General features: G+C 59.4%; 13 protein-coding genes. 6 read left to right on the top strand and 7 right to left on the bottom strand.

Annotated features, from left to right (window positions below):
- Positions 1–81: 81 nt before the first annotated feature.
- The gene (locus tag JQ848_RS07860) at positions 82–378 is read right to left on the bottom strand and encodes a BolA family protein (protein ID WP_003447065.1); all 297 of its coding nucleotides are present in this window, start codon (positions 376–378) and stop codon (positions 82–84) included.
- An 11-nt stretch (positions 379–389) separates the two neighbouring features.
- Positions 390–905, bottom strand: a complete 516-nt coding sequence (locus JQ848_RS07855; RefSeq protein ID WP_003447063.1) for a DUF2059 domain-containing protein — start codon at positions 903–905, stop codon at positions 390–392.
- A gap of 194 nt (positions 906–1,099) precedes the next feature.
- Here JQ848_RS07855 and JQ848_RS07850 point away from each other — a divergent pair, with 194 nt between their 5' ends.
- Positions 1,100–2,491, top strand: coding sequence for a class II fumarate hydratase (locus JQ848_RS07850; RefSeq protein WP_003447061.1), 1,392 nt, complete (start codon positions 1,100–1,102; stop codon positions 2,489–2,491).
- Positions 2,492–2,587: 96 nt separating this feature from the next.
- Here the strand turns inward: JQ848_RS07850 and pap are convergent, their stop codons facing one another.
- Complete coding sequence (gene pap, locus JQ848_RS07845; protein WP_003447059.1) at positions 2,588–4,102, bottom strand: polyphosphate:AMP phosphotransferase; 1,515 nt, start codon at positions 4,100–4,102, stop codon at positions 2,588–2,590.
- Between the two features lie 139 nt (positions 4,103–4,241).
- Here pap and mnmC point away from each other — a divergent pair, with 139 nt between their 5' ends.
- The 5 genes from mnmC to JQ848_RS07820 all read left to right on the top strand — a co-directional run bounded on the left by mnmC (position 4,242) and on the right by JQ848_RS07820 (position 12,800).
- Positions 4,242–6,218, top strand: coding sequence for a bifunctional tRNA (5-methylaminomethyl-2-thiouridine)(34)-methyltransferase MnmC2/FAD-dependent 5-carboxymethylaminomethyl-2-thiouridine(34) oxidoreductase MnmC1 (gene mnmC / locus JQ848_RS07840; RefSeq protein WP_127195900.1), 1,977 nt, complete (start codon positions 4,242–4,244; stop codon positions 6,216–6,218).
- A gap of 279 nt (positions 6,219–6,497) precedes the next feature.
- Entirely contained in the window at positions 6,498–7,280 is a 783-nt protein-coding gene (locus JQ848_RS07835; RefSeq protein ID WP_003447056.1) for a response regulator transcription factor, read from the top strand.
- 737 nt (positions 7,281–8,017) lie between these two features.
- The gene (locus JQ848_RS07830; protein WP_003447052.1) at positions 8,018–9,790 is read left to right on the top strand and encodes an N-acetylglutaminylglutamine amidotransferase; all 1,773 of its coding nucleotides are present in this window, start codon (positions 8,018–8,020) and stop codon (positions 9,788–9,790) included.
- A gap of 3 nt (positions 9,791–9,793) precedes the next feature.
- A complete protein-coding gene (ngg, locus tag JQ848_RS07825; RefSeq protein ID WP_003447050.1) occupies positions 9,794–11,539 on the top strand; it encodes an N-acetylglutaminylglutamine synthetase in 1,746 nt (581 codons plus the stop codon).
- Between the two features lie 73 nt (positions 11,540–11,612).
- Positions 11,613–12,800 (top strand): osmoprotectant NAGGN system M42 family peptidase, encoded by a 1,188-nt coding sequence (locus tag JQ848_RS07820; protein ID WP_003447048.1) that lies wholly within the window; start codon positions 11,613–11,615, stop codon positions 12,798–12,800.
- A gap of 219 nt (positions 12,801–13,019) precedes the next feature.
- Here the strand turns inward: JQ848_RS07820 and cysG are convergent, their stop codons facing one another.
- Genes cysG through JQ848_RS07800 form a run of 4 tightly spaced genes read right to left on the bottom strand, consistent with a single transcriptional unit; the run spans position 13,020 to position 17,408 of the window.
- Positions 13,020–14,414 carry a siroheme synthase CysG gene (gene cysG, locus JQ848_RS07815; RefSeq protein ID WP_003447046.1) on the bottom strand — a complete coding sequence of 465 codons (1,395 nt, stop codon included), beginning with the start codon at positions 14,412–14,414 and terminating at the stop codon, positions 13,020–13,022.
- The gene (gene serS, locus JQ848_RS07810; protein ID WP_003447044.1) at positions 14,415–15,695 is read right to left on the bottom strand and encodes a serine--tRNA ligase; all 1,281 of its coding nucleotides are present in this window, start codon (positions 15,693–15,695) and stop codon (positions 14,415–14,417) included.
- A gap of 16 nt (positions 15,696–15,711) precedes the next feature.
- On the bottom strand, positions 15,712–16,086 hold the full coding sequence (gene crcB, locus JQ848_RS07805; protein WP_003447042.1) for a fluoride efflux transporter CrcB: 375 nt from the start codon (positions 16,084–16,086) through the stop codon (positions 15,712–15,714).
- The gene (locus JQ848_RS07800; RefSeq protein WP_202210439.1) at positions 16,083–17,408 is read right to left on the bottom strand and encodes a replication-associated recombination protein A; all 1,326 of its coding nucleotides are present in this window, start codon (positions 17,406–17,408) and stop codon (positions 16,083–16,085) included. Before JQ848_RS07800 ends, crcB begins: the two co-directional genes overlap by 4 nt.
- Positions 17,409–17,430 lie beyond the last annotated feature (22 nt).

Raw genomic sequence — 17,430 nt, 5'->3', positions numbered from 1 at the left:
AGGGTGAACCGGATGCAAAAAAAACGCGCCGACTGAGCGGCGCGTTGCGGATTCTAGCAAAAAGCAGGCTTAACAAGCCACTTAGTGCCCACCGCCGGCACAGGTCGGCGAGGCCGGGGCTGTACCGATTTTCGCCCATTCATCAGGCGTATAGGTATGCAAAGCCAGCGCATGGAACTCGCCCATCAGGTCACCCAGGGTGGCGTAGACCTTTTGGTGACGCTTGACACTGTTGAGCCCGGAAAACTGCTCGCTGACCACCACCGCCTTGAAGTGGGTCTGCAACCCACGACTGTGCATATGGCTTTCATCCAGCACGTTCAGGTGCTCGGGCTGCAAGGCGCCCAGCGCCGCTTCGATACGATGTTGCATGCTCATTCAGGCTCCGCTTACTTCTTCTTGGCCGGGGCCGCTTTTGGCTCCAGCTGGACAGTCATGTCTTCCAGCAGTTTGTTGACCACAGGCACCGCGCTTTCCAGCTTGGCCTGAGTCATTTGTGCCGATTGCTGAGTCAGCTGCGGCATTTTTTCCAGTACTTTCTTGCCCAGGGGCGATTGATAGAAAGCAACCAGATCCTTGAGTTCGGATTCGCTGAAGTTGGTGGTGTAAAGCTTGACCATGTCAGGCTTCAGTTTGTCCCAGCCAATAGCCTGGTCCAGAGCGGTGTTGGCTTTGGCCTGGTAGGTTTCCAGCAGGGCTTTCTTGGAAGCCGGTGCCTTGGTCTGCTCAAAACGTTGGGCGAACATTTGCTGCACTTGCATGTACACCGGGGTACCCAGCTTGTCGGCATGTGCCAGCTTGAGGAATGTTTCAGCAGTGGCAGCGTGACTGGCGGTATCGGCGAAAACCTGGCCACTGGCGCAAACCAGAGCTACCGCAGTACAGATGGCGCGAAGACGGGTCATCGAGTTTCCTTTTCTAGCAAGCGAGGACGAACCCCAAGGGCGCCCATTCTGCGCCTAAAAAACTCCGGCACTCAACCCCGGGCCTGATCAGAGGTATTCAACAATCAGATCAAAGCCTCTAAAACCAAAGTTTGAACCTATGGGGCAATTCACCGCCTAAGCTCACTGATCAACCCCTATGGAGAGAGAACCCGATGAGCCGTATCGAAACCGACAGCCTGGGTGAAGTGAACGTTCCGGATGAGGCCTACTGGGGTGCTCAGACCCAGCGCTCGCTGATCAACTTTGCCATCGGCAACGAGAGAATGCCGCTGGCCGTGCTGCATGCATTGGTGTTGATCAAGAAGGCAGCGGCGCGGGTAAATGATCGCAATGGCGACTTGCCTGCCGACATCGCCCGCCTGATCGAGCAGGCCGCCGACGAAGTGCTGGACGGCGAATACGACGATCAATTTCCTCTGGTGGTGTGGCAAACCGGCAGCGGCACGCAAAGCAACATGAACGCCAACGAAGTGATTGCCGGCCGAGCCAACGAACTGGCGGGCACAGGCCGGGGCGGCAAGTCTCCGGTTCACCCGAACGACCATGTCAATCGTTCACAAAGTTCGAACGACTGCTTCCCGACCGCGATGCATATTGCCGTGGCCAAAGCAGTCCACGAGCATCTGTTACCGGCCATCAATGAGTTGTCCGGCGGCCTGGCCGAATTGTCGGCACGGCATATGAAACTGGTGAAAACCGGCCGCACCCACATGATGGATGCCACCCCGATCACGTTCGGCCAGGAAGTATCGGCCTACATCGCGCAACTCGATTACGCCCAGGGCGCCATTCTCGCTGCATTGCCAGCCGTGTACGAGCTGGCCCAGGGCGGTACGGCTGTGGGCACCGGCCTCAACGCGCCCCACGGCTTTGGTGAAGCCATTGCCGCAGAACTGGCCGCCTTGTCCGGCTTGCCGTTTGTAACTGCGCCCAATAAATTTGCCGCGCTGGCCGGGCATGAGCCTCTGACCAACCTGTCCGGCGCACTTAAAACCCTGGCCGTGACCTTGATGAAACTGGCCAACGACTTCCGCTTGCTGGGCTCGGGGCCGCGGGCAGGCATAGCCGAAATCAAACTGCCGGCCAATGAACCTGGCAGCTCGATCATGCCGGGCAAGGTCAATCCGACCCAGTGCGAGGCACTGTCGATGCTGGCATGCCAAGTCATGGGCAATGATGTAACCATCGGCTTTGCCGCCAGCCAGGGCCACCTGCAATTGAACGTGTACAAGCCGGTGATCATTCACAACCTGCTGCAATCCATCCAGTTACTGGCGGACGGCTGCAGCAACTTCCAGAAACATTGCGTCACCGGCCTTGAAGCCGATGCCGGAAAAATGGCTGAACACCTGGAGCGCGGCCTGATGCTGGTGACAGCCCTGAACCCGCATATCGGTTATGACAAGTCTGCCGAAATTGCGAAAAAGGCCTACGCAGAAAACCTGACCCTGCGCGAAGCCGCCCTGGATCTGGGCTACCTTACCGATGCCGAGTTCGATCAATGGGTACGGCCGGAAAACATGCTGGGTTCCGGCAAGCACTGAGCCGGCGGGGCTCGCCCTGCCCTGTAGTTGATTGACGAGGGTGCATTGCTTGCTCAATGCACCCGGCGCCGAAAACCATCACGGGCAAGCCCGCGCCTATTTTTTATGCTTCTTGTTGCGCTTGTCCTGCTTGTCAAAAGCGGCTTCAAGCGCATCATTGATGGTGCGCAGCACCTTGACCCGCGCCCAGCGCTTGTCGTTGGCCTCCACCAGGGTCCAGGGCGCAATCTCGGTGCTGGTACGATCGACCATGTCACACACGGCATTGCGATACAGGTCCCATTTTTCGCGGTTGCGCCAATCCTCTTCGGTAATTTTGAAGCGCTTGAACGGGATCTCTTCGCGGGCCTCAAAACGTTCCAGCTGGGTTTGCTTATCGATGGCCAGCCAGAACTTGACCACGATCACCCCGGCAGCGTGCAGTTGCTCTTCAAAATCGTTGATTTCGCCGTACGCACGCATCCAGTCCGCCTGGGTACAAAAGCCTTCAACCCGCTCCACCAGTACCCGCCCATACCATGAACGGTCAAAAACCGTGAACTTGCTGCGCGCCGGAATCTGGCGCCAGAACCGCCAGAGGTAAGGTTGCGCCCGCTCGTCCTCGGAGGGGGCTGCAATCGGCACGATATTGTACTGGCGCGGGTCCAGTGCCGCCGCCACCCGCCGGATCGAGCCGCCCTTGCCCGCCGCATCATTGCCCTCAAACACCGTAATCAATGCATGGCGGCGCATGCGCTTGTCGCGCATCAACCCCGACAGACGTGCCTGCTCGGTAATCAGCTGCTCCTGGTAATCGTCTTTATCAAGCCGCCGGGTCAGGTCCAGGCAGTCCAGCAGGCTCAGCCCGTCAATGAGCTCGGGCAGCGGGGGAATATTGCTGGTCCGCACTCTGGACTTGGGCGCATTGAGTACCGCTTGCATGCCCTCCAGCAGGATTTTGCCGACGGTCAGACTGCGGTAATTGGGATCGACGCCCTCTACGATGTTCCACGGTGCATAGTCACGGCTGGTACGGCGAATGACCCGTTCGCCATAGCGAACGAACTTGTCATAGGTTTGCGACTGCTGCCAGTCCAGCGGACTGATGCGCCAGCTGTGCAGCGGGTCGTCCTTGAGGGCACTCAAACGGGCTTTCATCTGCTTCTTGGACAGGTGAAACCAGAACTTGAAGATCAATGCGCCTTCATCGGCGAGCATTTTCTCCAGGCGCTCGGCGCCATTGATTGCCTGGTCGAGGACTGCATTCTTGAACACGCCATGGACCCTGCCCTGGAGCATCTGGCTGTACCAGTTGCCAAAGAACACCCCCATGCGCCCCTTGGCCGGCAATTGTCGCCAGTAACGCCATGCCGGCGGGTGTGCCAGCTCTTCGTCGCTCTGACGGTCAAAGGTCCGCACCTCGATCAGTCGCGGGTCCATCCACTCGTTCAGCAGTTTGACCGTCTCGCCCTTCCCTGCACCTTCAATGCCATTGATCAATACGATGACTGCGCAGTTTTTCAGCTGCTGCAATTCGTACTGGGCCTCCAGCAAGGCCTCACGCAAGGCGGGAACTTCCTGATCGTAGGTTTCTTTATCGATAAAGTGACCGATTTCAGCGGATTCGAACATGGAAAGCTCCCTGGACAAGTGTCACAAGACTAGCGGATTGCTCATGCCTGCGCCGGAACAAACCGCATAACTTTGTCATGGGTCAGTGCCGCTGTTGCTGATCAGCTAGAATGGCCGCCTTGCCGTTGCCGAGCCGCACATGACTACTGAAATGCCCAATGCCCAGATTGACTGGGATGACCAAGGCCGCCCCCATTCACGGGTGTTTGATGACGTGTATTTTTCGGACAAGTCCGGTCTCGAAGAAACCCGTTATGTCTTTATTGAACAGAACGCCTTGCAGCAGCGTTTCTCTGCCCTGCCCGCCAATGAGCAACTGGTTATCGGCGAAACCGGCTTCGGCACGGGCCTGAATTTTCTGTGTGCCTGGCAGTTGTTTGATCAGGTCGCACACGCTGATGCACGACTGCACTTTATTAGCGTCGAAAAATACCCCCTGACCCGTGAGGATTTGCAGCGAGCCCTCGCCCTATGGCCAGAGCTCGCCACCTACAGCGAACAATTGCTGGCCGCCTATTATGCGATTCACCCCGGGTTCCAGACCCTGACCCTGGCCAATGGCCGGGTCACCCTCACGCTGCTGATTGGCGATGTGCTGGAACAACTGCCGCAACTGGATGCGCGCATTGATGCATGGTTTCTCGACGGCTTTGCGCCGGCAAAAAATCCGCAGATGTGGACCCCGGAGCTGTTCGCGCAACTGGCTCGCCTGGCAGCACCAGACTCGACCATCAGTACCTTCACCAGCACCGGCTGGGTCCGCCGGGCGTTGAACGAAGCTGGATTCAAGATGCGTCGAACACCCGGCATCGGCCATAAATGGGAGATCCTGCGGGGAACCTTCGCCGGTTTGCCTGAGCATCCGTTGCCGAGCAGCGGCATCAAACCCTGGTACGCCCGCCCGCCCCGGGTCGGCGGTGAACGTAAAGCGCTGGTGATTGGCGGTGGTCTGTCGGGGTGCGCCACTGCCAACAGCCTGGCCCGCCGTGGATGGCAGGTGTGCTTGCTGGAGCGCCACGAGCGACTGGCCAAAGAGGCATCTGGCAATCCGCAGGGGGTGCTCTATCTCAAGCTTTCAGCCCACGGAACGACGCTGTCACAAATGATTGTCAGTGGTTTCGGTTACACCCGTCGCTTGCTGGAAAACCTGCAGCGCGGACGCGACTGGGATGACTGTGGCGTGCTGCAACTGGGCTTCAGTGCCAAGGAAGCCGAGCGTCAGGCGCAACTGGCTGCAGCCTTCCCCCCGGCACTGGTGCATTTGCTCGGCCAGCCCCAGGCACAGGCACTGGCCGGGATTGAACTGGCCCACGGCGGTCTGTTCTACCCCGAAGGTGGCTGGGTCCACCCTCCCGCGCTGTGCCGGTTCCAGGCCCTGCACCCCAATGTCCAGGTGCTGACCCACCATGACGTATTGCAACTGCACAGAGTCGAGGGCCAGTGGCAGGCCTGCCAGGATGACAAGGTGCTGGCCTGCGCACCGGTGGTGGTGCTGGCCGGTGCAGCAGAGGTCAAGCGTTTCCCCGCCAGCAGCGCACTGCCGCTCAAACGGATACGCGGGCAAATCACCCAACTCGCCCAAACCCCTGCCAGCAGCGTGCTCAAGACCGTGGTCTGCGCCGAGGGTTATGTGGCCCCTGGCCGGCTCGGCGAACATACCCTGGGGGCCAGTTTCGATTTCCATAACGAAGATTTGACCACTACCCCCGAGGGCCATCAGGGCAATCTGGATCTGCTGGAAGAAATTTCACCCGATCTGGCAACGCGGCTGGGCGAGCAACTGGACCCCCAATCGCTGCAAGGCTGGGCCGCCTTTCGCTGCACCAGCCCGGACTACTTGCCGATCGTGGGCCCACTGGTTGAACCGCAGGCATTTGCCCTGGCATATGGCGCATTAAGCAAAGACGCCCGTCAGGTTCCGGATACCCCCTGCCCCTGGCTGGAGGGCCTATATGTGAATAGCGGCCACGGTTCCCGGGGCCTGATCACAGCACCCTTGTCCGGGGAAATGCTTGCCGCCTGGATCAACCACGAACCCATGCCCGTGCCCCGCAGTATCGCCGAGGCCTGCCACCCGGCCCGCTTCGCGGTGCGGGCATTGGTCAAAAGGCTGTAGCCGGCGGCAATCCGGCAGCGACCCGAATGCTGCTGCCAGGATTTTTCTTGCGCCGCATACCTAGCTGATCAGCCCGGCCTGAACGTCTGCCAGCCCTGACAAGGCTGGCGCGACGATTTGCCTGCCCAGCGCACAAAAATAGGGTCTGAAATTTTCATTGTTGAGAACTGGCCTGCAACTTCTGGAACATCTGGGCTCTGATCAGCCAGATTCCGTCTGACCAACTGCTCTACAATCCATGTCCGGCAAAACTTTAACTCGCCAAACATGGAGTAGCGTGTGTCTTATTTTTCGCCTCAAAAAAAAATACTTGTAGTCGACGACGACCTCTTCATTGTTGATGAGCTCTGCGAGTTTCTGGAAGGCAGTGGCTACACCTGTGTGCCCTGTCATTCCAGTCGCCAGGCCATTCAACTGTTCCACGACGACCCCTCGATCAGCCTGGTGCTGTGCGATTTACTGATGCCCGAATACGATGGTGTCGAACTGGTCCAGGCCTTGAGGCTGGTGGCAGGCAAGACCCGCGCCTTTGAGGCAATCATGCTGACCGGCCATGGCGACAAACAAGACGTAATCCGGGCCTTGCGTGAAGGCTTCTCTGATTACTACCAGAAGCCGGTGGATCTTCACGAGCTGCTGGCAGGCCTCAAGCGTCGGGAGAAAGCCCTTGACGATCGGCAAGCAGGTAACCAGGACCTTGGGCACCTGAGTCAGAAGCTGTATAGCCTGATCGATTCGATCAACGACCTGTCCAAGGATATCGGCAAGGCGCAGCAGGCCAGTGCCGCTACAAACCTGATTGCAGACAGGGCTAACTTCTGCGCCGAGGTAGCACCGAACGTCTTCGATCAACTGTCACCGCGCCAGCTGGAAGTTGCAAAACTGGTCAGTACGGGCCAGACAAACTTTCAGATTGCCTGTGAAATGGGTATTACAGAAAACACTGTAAAACTCTATGTATCACAAGTGTTGCGCCTGACTGATATGAGTAACCGGACACAATTGGCGCTGGCCCTTACCCCGGGCAACTCCAGATCCAACCCGCGAGCGCCAGCCTACTGAGCCATGCCAGAGCGAGACAGCGCTCCCTCTAAAAGATAAATCCGGCATTTTTTTTGCCCGAACGCCTGTGTTGCCATCAGCATTTCATAGTCGCCCCCTGCCGCTTGAAATGTCCGGCTCGCGCAATGCCTGCCCGGGGTTTTTACTCCAGTGACACTTCATTTGCCTGTGAACAGCCACGGCTTCAGTGCCCGGCGATCCACGATCAGGCTTCAGTAAAGCCGCCCGGTCTGTCTGTCAGCGCCCATCATCAAACCCTTGATACGGCTTGCCGCCGAACCAATGCAACAGGCGCACCCATGCCTGCTTTTGGTGTTTTCTTGCTGCGCCGCAGCGAAACATATCCATGCATTTCGGCCTTCAGCCCAAGCCCGGCAAAGGACAAAACCAGCACCGCCGGTAAAGTTTTATTGAACGATCACGGCATGCAGGCACTCGAAAAACCCAGACTACTTACGGCGGCGCGCTCTGACTGCGCTTTTGCGCCGGAAGGATCGGGAGACAGGTCAGAGCGCTATGTCCGATCCGAAACAGGGCCTGAACGCTACTGGTTACCAGCATTTTGCAATGCCAGGGCATAGCGTTCCGATACTGCTAGCAACCGATGCCAGGTGGATCACCTCTCCCGATCAACGGAGAGGAGTTGAGACGCCTGACATGCTGCGAAAGCGTAGAAAAATCCTGCTTGAACAGCAGCAGTAGCGCGACAGGCCCGGCTTTGAAAGGGTTAAAGCAACATGTGCGGATTAGCTGGAGAGTTACGTTTTGATCATCAACCTGCCGACCTGGCAGCCATCGAACGCATCACCCATCACCTGGCACCCCGTGGGCCCGACGCCTGGGGTTTTCACAGTCAGGGACCGATAGCCCTCGGCCACCGCAGGCTGAAAATCATGGACCTGTCAGACGGCTCGGCGCAGCCGATGGTCGACAGCCAACTGGGTTTGTCCCTGGCGTTCAACGGCGCCATTTATAACTTCCCCGAACTGCGGGCCGAGCTCGAAAGCCTCGGCTACGGGTTTTACTCCGACGGTGACACCGAAGTGCTGCTCAAGGGCTATCACGCCTGGGGCGAAGCGTTACTGCCCAAGCTCAATGGCATGTTTGCCTTTGCCATCTGGGAGCGTGACAGCCAGTCGCTGTTCATAGCCCGCGACCGCCTGGGCGTAAAACCGCTGTACTTGTCGCGGACCGGCGAACGCCTGCGCTTTGCCTCGACTCTGCCGGCACTGCTCAAGGGCGGTGATATCAGCCCGATGCTCGACCCGGTCGCACTCAATCACTACCTGAATTTCCATGCCGTGGTGCCTGCACCGCGTACCCTGATTGCCGGTATCGAAAAACTGCCGCCGGCCACTTGGATGCGGATCAAGGCCAATGGGCAGACCGAGCAAAAAACCTGGTGGACCCTGCCCTACGGGCCCCACGCCGATGAGCAAAATCTGACCCTAGAAGACTGGCGCGACCGCGTTCTGGACAGCACCCGCGAAGCCGTAGCAATTCGCCAGCGCGCTGCCGTGGATGTTGGCGTGCTGCTCTCGGGCGGCGTCGACTCCAGCTTGCTGGTGGGCTTGCTGCGGGATGTTGGGGTACAGGACCTGTCGACTTTTTCCATCGGCTTTGAGGACGCAGGCGGCGAACGCGGGGACGAATTCCAGTATTCGGACTTGATCGCCAGGCATTACGGCACCCGCCATCACCAACTGCGCATTGGCGAACATGAAATCATCGAGCAACTGCCGGCGGCCTTCCGCGCCATGAGCGAGCCGATGGTCAGCCACGACTGCATCGCCTTTTATTTGCTGTCTCGTGAAGTGGCCAAACATTGCAAGGTGGTGCAGAGCGGTCAGGGTGCTGACGAGCTGTTCGCCGGTTATCACTGGTACCCGCAAGTCGACGGCGCCAGCGATCCATACGCCGCTTACCGTGAAGCCTTCTTCGACCGCAGTTATGACGAATACAAAGCCACAGTGCAGCCCCGCTGGCTGACGGCCAATGACGCGGCCGGCGACTATGTACGCGAGCATTTCGCCCAGCCGGGGGCGAATGCCGGAGTGGACAAGGCCTTGCGCCTGGACAGCACGGTGATGCTGGTGGATGACCCGGTCAAACGGGTCGACAACATGACCATGGCCTGGGGCCTTGAAGCCCGCACGCCATTTCTCGACTACCGGCTGGCCGAACTTTCGGCGCGAATTCCCGCACGCTTCAAGCTGCCCGATGGCGGCAAGCAGGTGCTCAAGGAAGCCGCACGACTGGTTATCCCCAGTGAAGTGATCGACCGCAAAAAAGGTTACTTTCCGGTGCCTGGTCTCAAGCATCTGCAAGGCAATACCCTTGATTGGGTACGCGACCTGCTGCTGGACCCGAGCCAGGATCGAGGGCTGTTTCAACCCGCCATGCTCGATCAGCTACTGACCAACCCGCAAGGTCAACTGACACCCCTCAATGGTTCCAAGCTGTGGCAACTGGCTGCTTTGAACCTGTGGTTGAGCGAACAAGGAATCTAATCAATGAAACCCCTCGCTACGGCCTACAGCCAGCGTTTGTTACGCGGCCAGGCGCCGTCTTATGAACGCCTGCAGGCCCGTTTTGCCGAAGATGGCAGTGAACCGGGCGCAGAGCCCATGGCCATCCATTGCGGCTGGGGGCGACTGCTGATCGGGCATACCTTCCCTGATCCTGCCAGCCTGGCCAACGAGTTGCTGAACGAGCAAACCGGCGAGCGAGATATCGCGCTCTACGTTGCAGCGCCCCAGCAAGTGTTGGCGCAATCACCGCAGCAGCTGTTTCTCGACCCCTCAGACACCTTGCGCCTGTGGTTTACCGACTACCGCCCGGCCACAAGGGTGTTCCGCGGGTTCCGCATCCGCCGGGTGCAAAGTGAGGCTGACTGGAATGCGGTCAATACGCTGTATCAGGCGCGCAATATGCTGCCCATCGACCCGCAGCTGCTGACCGCACGCCACCAGGGCGGGCCGGTGTACTGGATCGCCGAAGATGAAGCCACGGGCACGGTGATTGGCAGTGTGATGGGCTTGAACCACCACACGGCGTTTCATGACCCTGAAAACGGCAGCAGCCTGTGGTGCCTGGCAGTCGATCCACAGTGCTCTCGTCCCGGAGTGGGTGAAGTGCTGGTGCGCCATTTGATCGAGCACTTCATGAGCCGGGGTCTGAGCTATCTCGACTTGTCCGTGCTGCACGACAACGCCCAGGCCAAGAGCCTCTACAGCAAGCTGGGCTTTCGCAACCTGTCGACCTTCACCATCAAACGCAAAAACGGCATCAACCAACCGCTGTTTCTGGGGCCGGGGCCCGAAGCCGGCCTCAACCCTTACGCGCGGATCCTGGTTGAAGAGGCCTACAAACGCGGGATCGATGTCCAGATCGATGACGCTGGCGCCGGGCTTTTCACCCTCAGCCACGGCGGCCGGCGGATTCGTTGCCGCGAATCACTCAGTGATTTGACCAGCGCTATCAGCATGAGCCTGTGTCAGGACAAATGCCTGACCCACAAGGTATTGAGCCAAACGGGACTGAACGTGCCGAGCCAGCAACTGGCGAGCGATGCCGATGACAATCTGGCGTTTCTCGAGCAGCACTCGCGGGTGGTGGTCAAACCTGTGGATGGCGAACAGGGCAATGGGGTGGCGGTGGATCTGGAAACCATCGAACAGGTGCAGCAGGCCATCGAAACGGCCCGCGGGTTTGATAGCCGGGTCTTGCTCGAAAGCTTCCACGAAGGCCTCGATCTGCGCATTGTGGTGATCGGCTTTGAAGTGGTCGCCGCCGCCATCCGCCGACCTGCTCAGGTTATTGGTGACGGCCTGCACCGCGTTGACCAGTTGATCGAAGCGCAAAGCCGACGGCGCCAGGCCGCAACCCAGGGTGAAAGCCGTATCCCGCTGGATGGCGAAACCCTGCGCGCAGTACAGGCGGCGGGCTTCGAGTACGACAGTATTGTGCCAACTGGCCAGATAGTGAACGTGCGCCGAACGGCCAACCTGCACACCGGTGGCTGCCTTGAAGACGTGACCGACATTCTGCACCCGGTGCTGGCCGACGCTGCAGTCCGTGCAGCACGGGCGCTGGATATTCCGGTGGTCGGGCTGGACTTGATGGTGGTGGCTGCCGATCAGCCCGAGTACGTGTTTATCGAAGCCAACGAACGGGCCGGTCTTGCCAATCACGAGCCACAACCCACCGCCGAACGCTTCATCGATTTGTTGTTCCCGCACAGTCAGCCGGCACCCTGAAGTACCGTCGCTGAACGTCACCCGGAACCCGCCGCATCGCAGCGATGCGGCGGGCCTCACCTCAGGAGTCATTATGAATCGCACCATCCCTGAACCCGATCTCGACTACCTGCAACGGGTACTCCTGGAAATGCTCGCCATTCCCAGCCCCACCGGTTTTACCGACACCATCGTGCGCTATGTGGCCGAACGCCTGGATGAGCTGGGCATTCCTTTTGAACTGACCCGTCGCGGCACGTTGCGCGCGACCCTCAAAGGTCAGAAAAACAGCCCGGATCGCGCCGTTTCGGCGCATCTGGACACCATCGGCGCCAGCGTACGGGCGATCAAGGACAACGGACGGTTGATCCTGGCGCCAGTGGGTTGCTGGTCCAGCCGCTTTGCCGAGGGCAGCCGTGTCAGTCTGTTTACCGACAACGGAGTGATTCGCGGCAGTGTCCTGCCTCTGATGGCTTCAGGGCATGCATTCAACACCGGGGTGGATGAATTGCCGATCAGTTGGGACCACATTGAGTTACGCCTGGATGCCTACTGCGCGACTCGCGCAGACTGCGACTCACTGGGGGTGAATATTGGCGACTATGTCGCGTTTGACCCGCTGCCGGAATTCACCGAAAGCGGGCATATCAGTGCCCGGCATCTGGACGACAAGGCGGGTGTAGCGGCCTTGCTCGCGGCCTTGAAGGCCATTGTCGACAGCGGTGTACAACCGTTGATTGACTGCCATCCACTGTTCACCATCACCGAAGAAACCGGTAGCGGTGCGGCTGCTGCTTTGCCATGGGATGTAAGCGAATTCGTCGGGATTGATATTGCCCCGGTGGCACCGGGTCAGCATTCCAGCGAGCACGCCGTGAGTGTGGCGATGCAGGATTCGGGGGGGCCGTACGACTATCACTTGTCGCGGCACTTGCTGGGCCTGGCCGCCGAAAACGAGCTGCCGGTACGCCGCGATATGTTCCGTTACTACTTCAGCGATGCGCATTCGGCGGTGACCGCCGGGCATGACATCCGTTGCGCCTTGCTGGCATTCGGTTGTGACGCGACCCACGGTTATGAGCGAACCCATATCGACAGCCTGGCGGCGTTGAGCCGATTGCTCGGTGCTTACATCCTGAGCCCGCCGGTATTTGCCAGTGACGCGCAGCCTGCCCAGGGTTCACTGGATCGCTTCAGCCACCAGATCGAGCATGACGCGCAAATGGAAAGCGATACCCGGGTGCCGTCGGTAGAGAGTCTGGTGGGAGATAACCGCAGCTGAATAAACGCAGATCCCCTGCAGGAGCGAGCTGTATGTGACAGCGCTGGACAGCTCGCGAGCAAGCTCGCTCCTACAGTTTTCAAACCATGCCAGCTTCTGATGCACATACACAAAGCGGTGGAGATAACCGGCGCCAAACGCAAGTCACCGTAGGAGCGAGCTTGCTCGCGAGCTGTTCGTTAACGCGCGCAAAAACTCGCTCCTACAGGAAATTGGCGTTTATACCTGAGACTGTGCGCCTTCGAACCATGCAAGCTTCTTACGCAGCAATACCACTTCGCCCACAATCACCAGGGTAGGTGCATGGACTTCGTGATCGGCCACCAGCTTGGGCAAGTCACTGAGCGTGCCGGTAAACACCCGCTGATTGGCCGTGGTGCCTTGCTGGATCAGCGCAGCCGGAGTGTCTGGGGAACGGCCATGGGCGATCAGCTGTTCGCAGATGATCGGCAAACCGACCAGCCCCATGTAGAACACCAGTGTTTGCGCCGGAGCGACCAGGTCACTCCAGGGCAAATTGCTGGTGCCGTCCTTCAGGTGCCCCGTCACAAAACGCACGGACTGCGCGTAGTCGCGATGGGTCAGGGGGATGCCGGCATAGGCTGAACAACCGCTGGCTGCCGTGATACCCGGTACCACCTGGAACGCAATGCCATGGGCCGCCAGCTCTTCGATCTCTTCACCACCACGACCAAAGATGAACGGATCGCCACCCTTGAGCCGGACCACACGCTTGCCCTGTCTGGCCAGATCCACCAATTGGCGGTTGATCTGGTCTTGCGGCACGGCGTGATCGGCGCGGCGCTTGCCGACATAAATACGCTCGGCATCGCGACGGCACAGTTCAAGAATCGCAGGAGCTACCAATCGGTCGTAGAGCACCACATCTGCTTGCTGCATCAGACGCAACGCGCGAAAGGTCAGCAGGTCCGGATCGCCCGGGCCGGCACCCACCAGGTAAACCTCACCGGTAGTGATGGCCGCTTCGCCATTGATCTTGGCCAGCAGCAAACGCTCTGCTTCAGCGCCCTGCCCGGCCAGTTGCCGGTCAGCAATCGGGCCCTGGAAAACGTCTTCCCAGAACCCGCGACGCTGCTGCACATCAGGAAACAAGCCTTTGACCTGGGTGCGAAAACGCGCTGCAAGGCCGGCCAGTTGACCGTAGGTCGAGGGGATCCAGGTTTCAATCTTGGCGCGAATCAAGCGCGCCAGCACCGGCGCGTCGCCACCACTGGAAACGGCAATCACCAGCGGGGAGCGGTCGACAATGGCGGGGAAGATCACGCTGCACAAGGCAGGAGCATCCACCACATTGACCGGCACACAGCGGCGGTGGGCATCAGCGGAAACTTGCGCATTGAGCGGCTCATCGTCGGTTGCGGCAATGATCAGGACACACCCTTCAAGGTCCGCCTCAACATAGCCACGCAACACCTGTTCGCCGCCGCTGCTGTTAATCAATTCGCACAACTGGGGCTCGATGGCGGGTGCGACAACCCGCAGTAGCGCACCGGCATCGGCCAGCAGCCGGGATTTGCGCAGGGCAATCTCCCCGCCGCCGACCACCAGTACACGGCTGCCACGCAGGTTATGAAACAGCGGCAGAAACTCCATTTAGCCGATGACCTCGATGCCGCCCATGTAGGGCTTGAGCACTTCTGGCACACGGATCGAGCCGTCTGCCTGCTGGTAGTTTTCCAACACCGCTACCAGGGTGCGGCCTACAGCCAGACCCGAACCGTTGAGGGTGTGGACCAGTTCCGGCTTGCCGGTTTCCGGATTACGGAAACGCGCTTGCATACGGCGGGCCTGGAAATCGCCACAGTTGGAGCACGACGAAATTTCGCGGTACTTGTCCTGGCTCGGGATCCACACTTCCAGATCGTAGGTTTTAATTGCGCTGAAGCCCATGTCGCCGGTGCACAGCGCCAGCGTGCGGTATGGCAGTTCCAGCAGTTGCAGCACTTTTTCAGCGTTGCCAACCAGACCTTCCAGCGCGTCCATCGAGGTCGAAGGCTCAACGATCTGGACCATTTCAACCTTGTCGAACTGGTGCTGACGGATCATGCCGCGGGTATCACGACCCGAAGCCCCGGCCTCGCTGCGGAAGCACGGGGTGTGCGCCACAAACTTGATCGGCAGGGATTTGTGCTCGACGATTTCGCCGGCAACGATGTTGGTCAAGGTCACTTCAGCGGTCGGGATCAGATAAAAATCGGCTTCGCCTTCGCGGCTGATCTTGAACAGCTCTTCTTCGAACTTGGGCAGCTGGCCAGTGCCTTGCAGCGCCGGGGCCTGGACCAGATAAGGCGTGTAAGCCTCTTCGTAGCCGTGCTCGCCGGTATGCAGGTTGATCATGAACTGCGCCAGTGCGCGGTGCAGGCGAGCGATAGGCCCGCGCAGCAAGGCAAAGCGGGCACCGGACAATTTGGCGGCGGTTTCGAAATCCAGCCAGCCGTACTGCTCGCCAAGGGCGACGTGGTCCTTGATTTCAAAATCGAAGGCAGTCGGCGTTCCCCAGCGGCGGATTTCGACATTGTCGTCTTCATCGGCACCGACCGGCACGGAGGCGTCCGGCAGGTTCGGCAGGCTCAGCAGGATCGAGTCCAGCTCGGTCTGGATGGCGTCCAGCTCGACCTTGCCACTGGCCAGATCGCTGCCCATGGTTTCAACACTGGCCATCAGTGGCGCGATATCTTCACCGCGAGCCTTGGCCTGGCCAATGCTTTTGGAAATGGCATTGCGCTCGGCCTGAAGCTTCTCGGTCAGGGTCTGGACTTCTTTACGCTTGGCTTCCAGCGCGTCGATGCGCGCCACGTCCAGCTTGTAGCCACGGGATGCCAGGCGATCCGCTACGTCCTGCAGGTTGGTACGTAACAGTTTGGAATCGAGCATGTCGGTTTCTCGTTTATCAAAGTTTGGTCAAGGACAGGCCAGCCCAGGTGGCGAGCAGCCCGCCGAACACGCTGAGGGCCGCATAGCCCAGTGCCAGTGGCACTTGCCCGCTTTCAAGCAGGCGCACCGTGTCCAGTGAAAAGGATGAAAATGTGGTCAAACCGCCCAGAAAACCCACCATCAGTCCGGCTCGGACTTCAATCGGCACTTCAGGGCGTATCAAAAAAAGTCCGTACAGGACGCCAATCAGCAGGCAGCCCACGATATTAACGGCCAATGTCGCGGTATAGAAGTGCCTGGGCCAATTGGCATTAATCCAGTTACCCGTGGCGAAACGCAACAAGGTTCCCGCAATACCGCCCACAGAGACGGCAACAATCAGTGGAATCAAGATTTTCTCCGCCGTATCGGGCTCGCCTGATCAAGCGCTGCCAGGTGCCTGAGCTTTTCGCCGATTTTAAGCTCCAGCCCGCGGGGTACCGGCTGATAAAGCTGCAATGGCTCCAGCTCGTCCGGAAAGTAATCTTCGCCGGCGGCATAGGCGTCCGGCTCGTCATGGGCATAACGGTACTCGTCGCCATAGCCCAGTTGTTTCATCAACTTGGTCGGCGCGTTGCGCAAATGCAGCGGCACTTCACGGGAACCGTCTTCGGCAACGGCACGCCGTGCGGCCTTGAAGGCCATGTACACCGCGTTACTCTTGGGCGCACAGGCCAGATAAGTGATGGCCTGGGCCACTGCCAGTTCGCCTTCCGGACTCCCCAGACGTTCTTGCACGTCCCAGGCCGCCAGACACAGGCTCAAGGCCCGCGGGTCGGCATTACCGATATCTTCACTGGCCATGCGCACCACGCGTCGGGCGATGTACAGCGGATCGCAGCCGCCATCGATCATTCGCGCAAACCAGTACAGCGAGGCATCCGGGTTGGAGCCGCGTACCGATTTATGCAATGCCGAGATCTGGTCGTAAAACGCCTCGCCGCCCTTGTCGAAACGGCGCTGAGTGTCGCCCAGCAGGCTGTGCAGCAAATCGATGCCGATTTCGCTGTGGTCTTCAGCCAGGTCCGAAGCGTTTTCAAGCAGGTTGAGCAAGCGTCGGCCATCGCCATCGGCGGCCCGCAGCAATGTCTGGAAGCCTTCATCACTGAGGGTCAGACCACGCTTGCCCAGGCCCTTGTCTTCAGTCAATGCGCGCTGCACCAGCTTGAGCATGGCCGCTTCATCGAGACTTTTGAGTACGTATACCCGCGCCCGCGACAGCAGTGCGTTGTTCAATTCAAAGGAGGGGTTTTCTGTGGTGGCGCCAATGAAGATCAAGGTGCCATCTTCGACATAAGGTAAAAACGCATCCTGCTGCGACTTGTTGAAGCGATGTACTTCGTCGACAAACAGGATGGTCCGCCGCCCGTACTGGCCGGCTTGCTGCCTGGCGATCTCAACCGCCTGGCGAATTTCCTTTACCCCCGCCAGTACTGCCGAAACCGTTTCAAAATGCGCATCGGACACTTCCGCCAGCAAGCGCGCCAGGGTGGTTTTACCCACCCCCGGCGGCCCCCAGAAAATCATCGAATGCAGTGCCCCCTGCTCCAGCGCTTCGCGCAGGGGCTTGCCGCGCGCCAGCAGGTGTTCCTGACCGACGTACTCATCCAGATTGGCTGCACGCAGGCGGGCAGCCAGGGGTTGAGCGATGGGAGCACTACGAAACAAATCCATGGGCAGCGTTTGAAACCTCTTG

Origin of the sequence: Pseudomonas paraversuta (assembly GCF_904067025.1) — a bacterium.
GTDB classification, from domain to species: domain Bacteria; phylum Pseudomonadota; class Gammaproteobacteria; order Pseudomonadales; family Pseudomonadaceae; genus Aquipseudomonas; species Aquipseudomonas paraversuta.
The sequence above is the reverse complement of the archived record's forward strand: the minus strand, read 5'-3'. Positions and strand labels throughout refer to the sequence as shown.

Excerpts from the sequence above, each read along its gene's own strand:
- ngg (WP_003447050.1), top strand. The coding sequence starts at position 9,794 with ATGAAACCCCTCGCTACGGCCTACAGCCAGCGTTTGTTACGCGGCCAG.
- JQ848_RS07830 (WP_003447052.1), top strand. The coding sequence starts at position 8,018 with ATGTGCGGATTAGCTGGAGAGTTACGTTTTGATCATCAACCTGCCGAC.
- JQ848_RS07850 (WP_003447061.1), top strand. The coding sequence starts at position 1,100 with ATGAGCCGTATCGAAACCGACAGCCTGGGTGAAGTGAACGTTCCGGAT.
- pap (WP_003447059.1), bottom strand. The coding sequence starts at position 4,102 with ATGTTCGAATCCGCTGAAATCGGTCACTTTATCGATAAAGAAACCTAC.
- JQ848_RS07860 (WP_003447065.1), bottom strand. The coding sequence starts at position 378 with ATGAGCATGCAACATCGTATCGAAGCGGCGCTGGGCGCCTTGCAGCCC.
- serS (WP_003447044.1), bottom strand. The coding sequence starts at position 15,695 with ATGCTCGATTCCAAACTGTTACGTACCAACCTGCAGGACGTAGCGGAT.
- JQ848_RS07820 (WP_003447048.1), top strand. The coding sequence starts at position 11,613 with ATGAATCGCACCATCCCTGAACCCGATCTCGACTACCTGCAACGGGTA.
- JQ848_RS07855 (WP_003447063.1), bottom strand. The coding sequence starts at position 905 with ATGACCCGTCTTCGCGCCATCTGTACTGCGGTAGCTCTGGTTTGCGCC.
- JQ848_RS07800 (WP_202210439.1), bottom strand. The coding sequence starts at position 17,408 with ATGGATTTGTTTCGTAGTGCTCCCATCGCTCAACCCCTGGCTGCCCGC.
- cysG (WP_003447046.1), bottom strand. The coding sequence starts at position 14,414 with ATGGAGTTTCTGCCGCTGTTTCATAACCTGCGTGGCAGCCGTGTACTG.
- mnmC (WP_127195900.1), top strand. The coding sequence starts at position 4,242 with ATGACTACTGAAATGCCCAATGCCCAGATTGACTGGGATGACCAAGGC.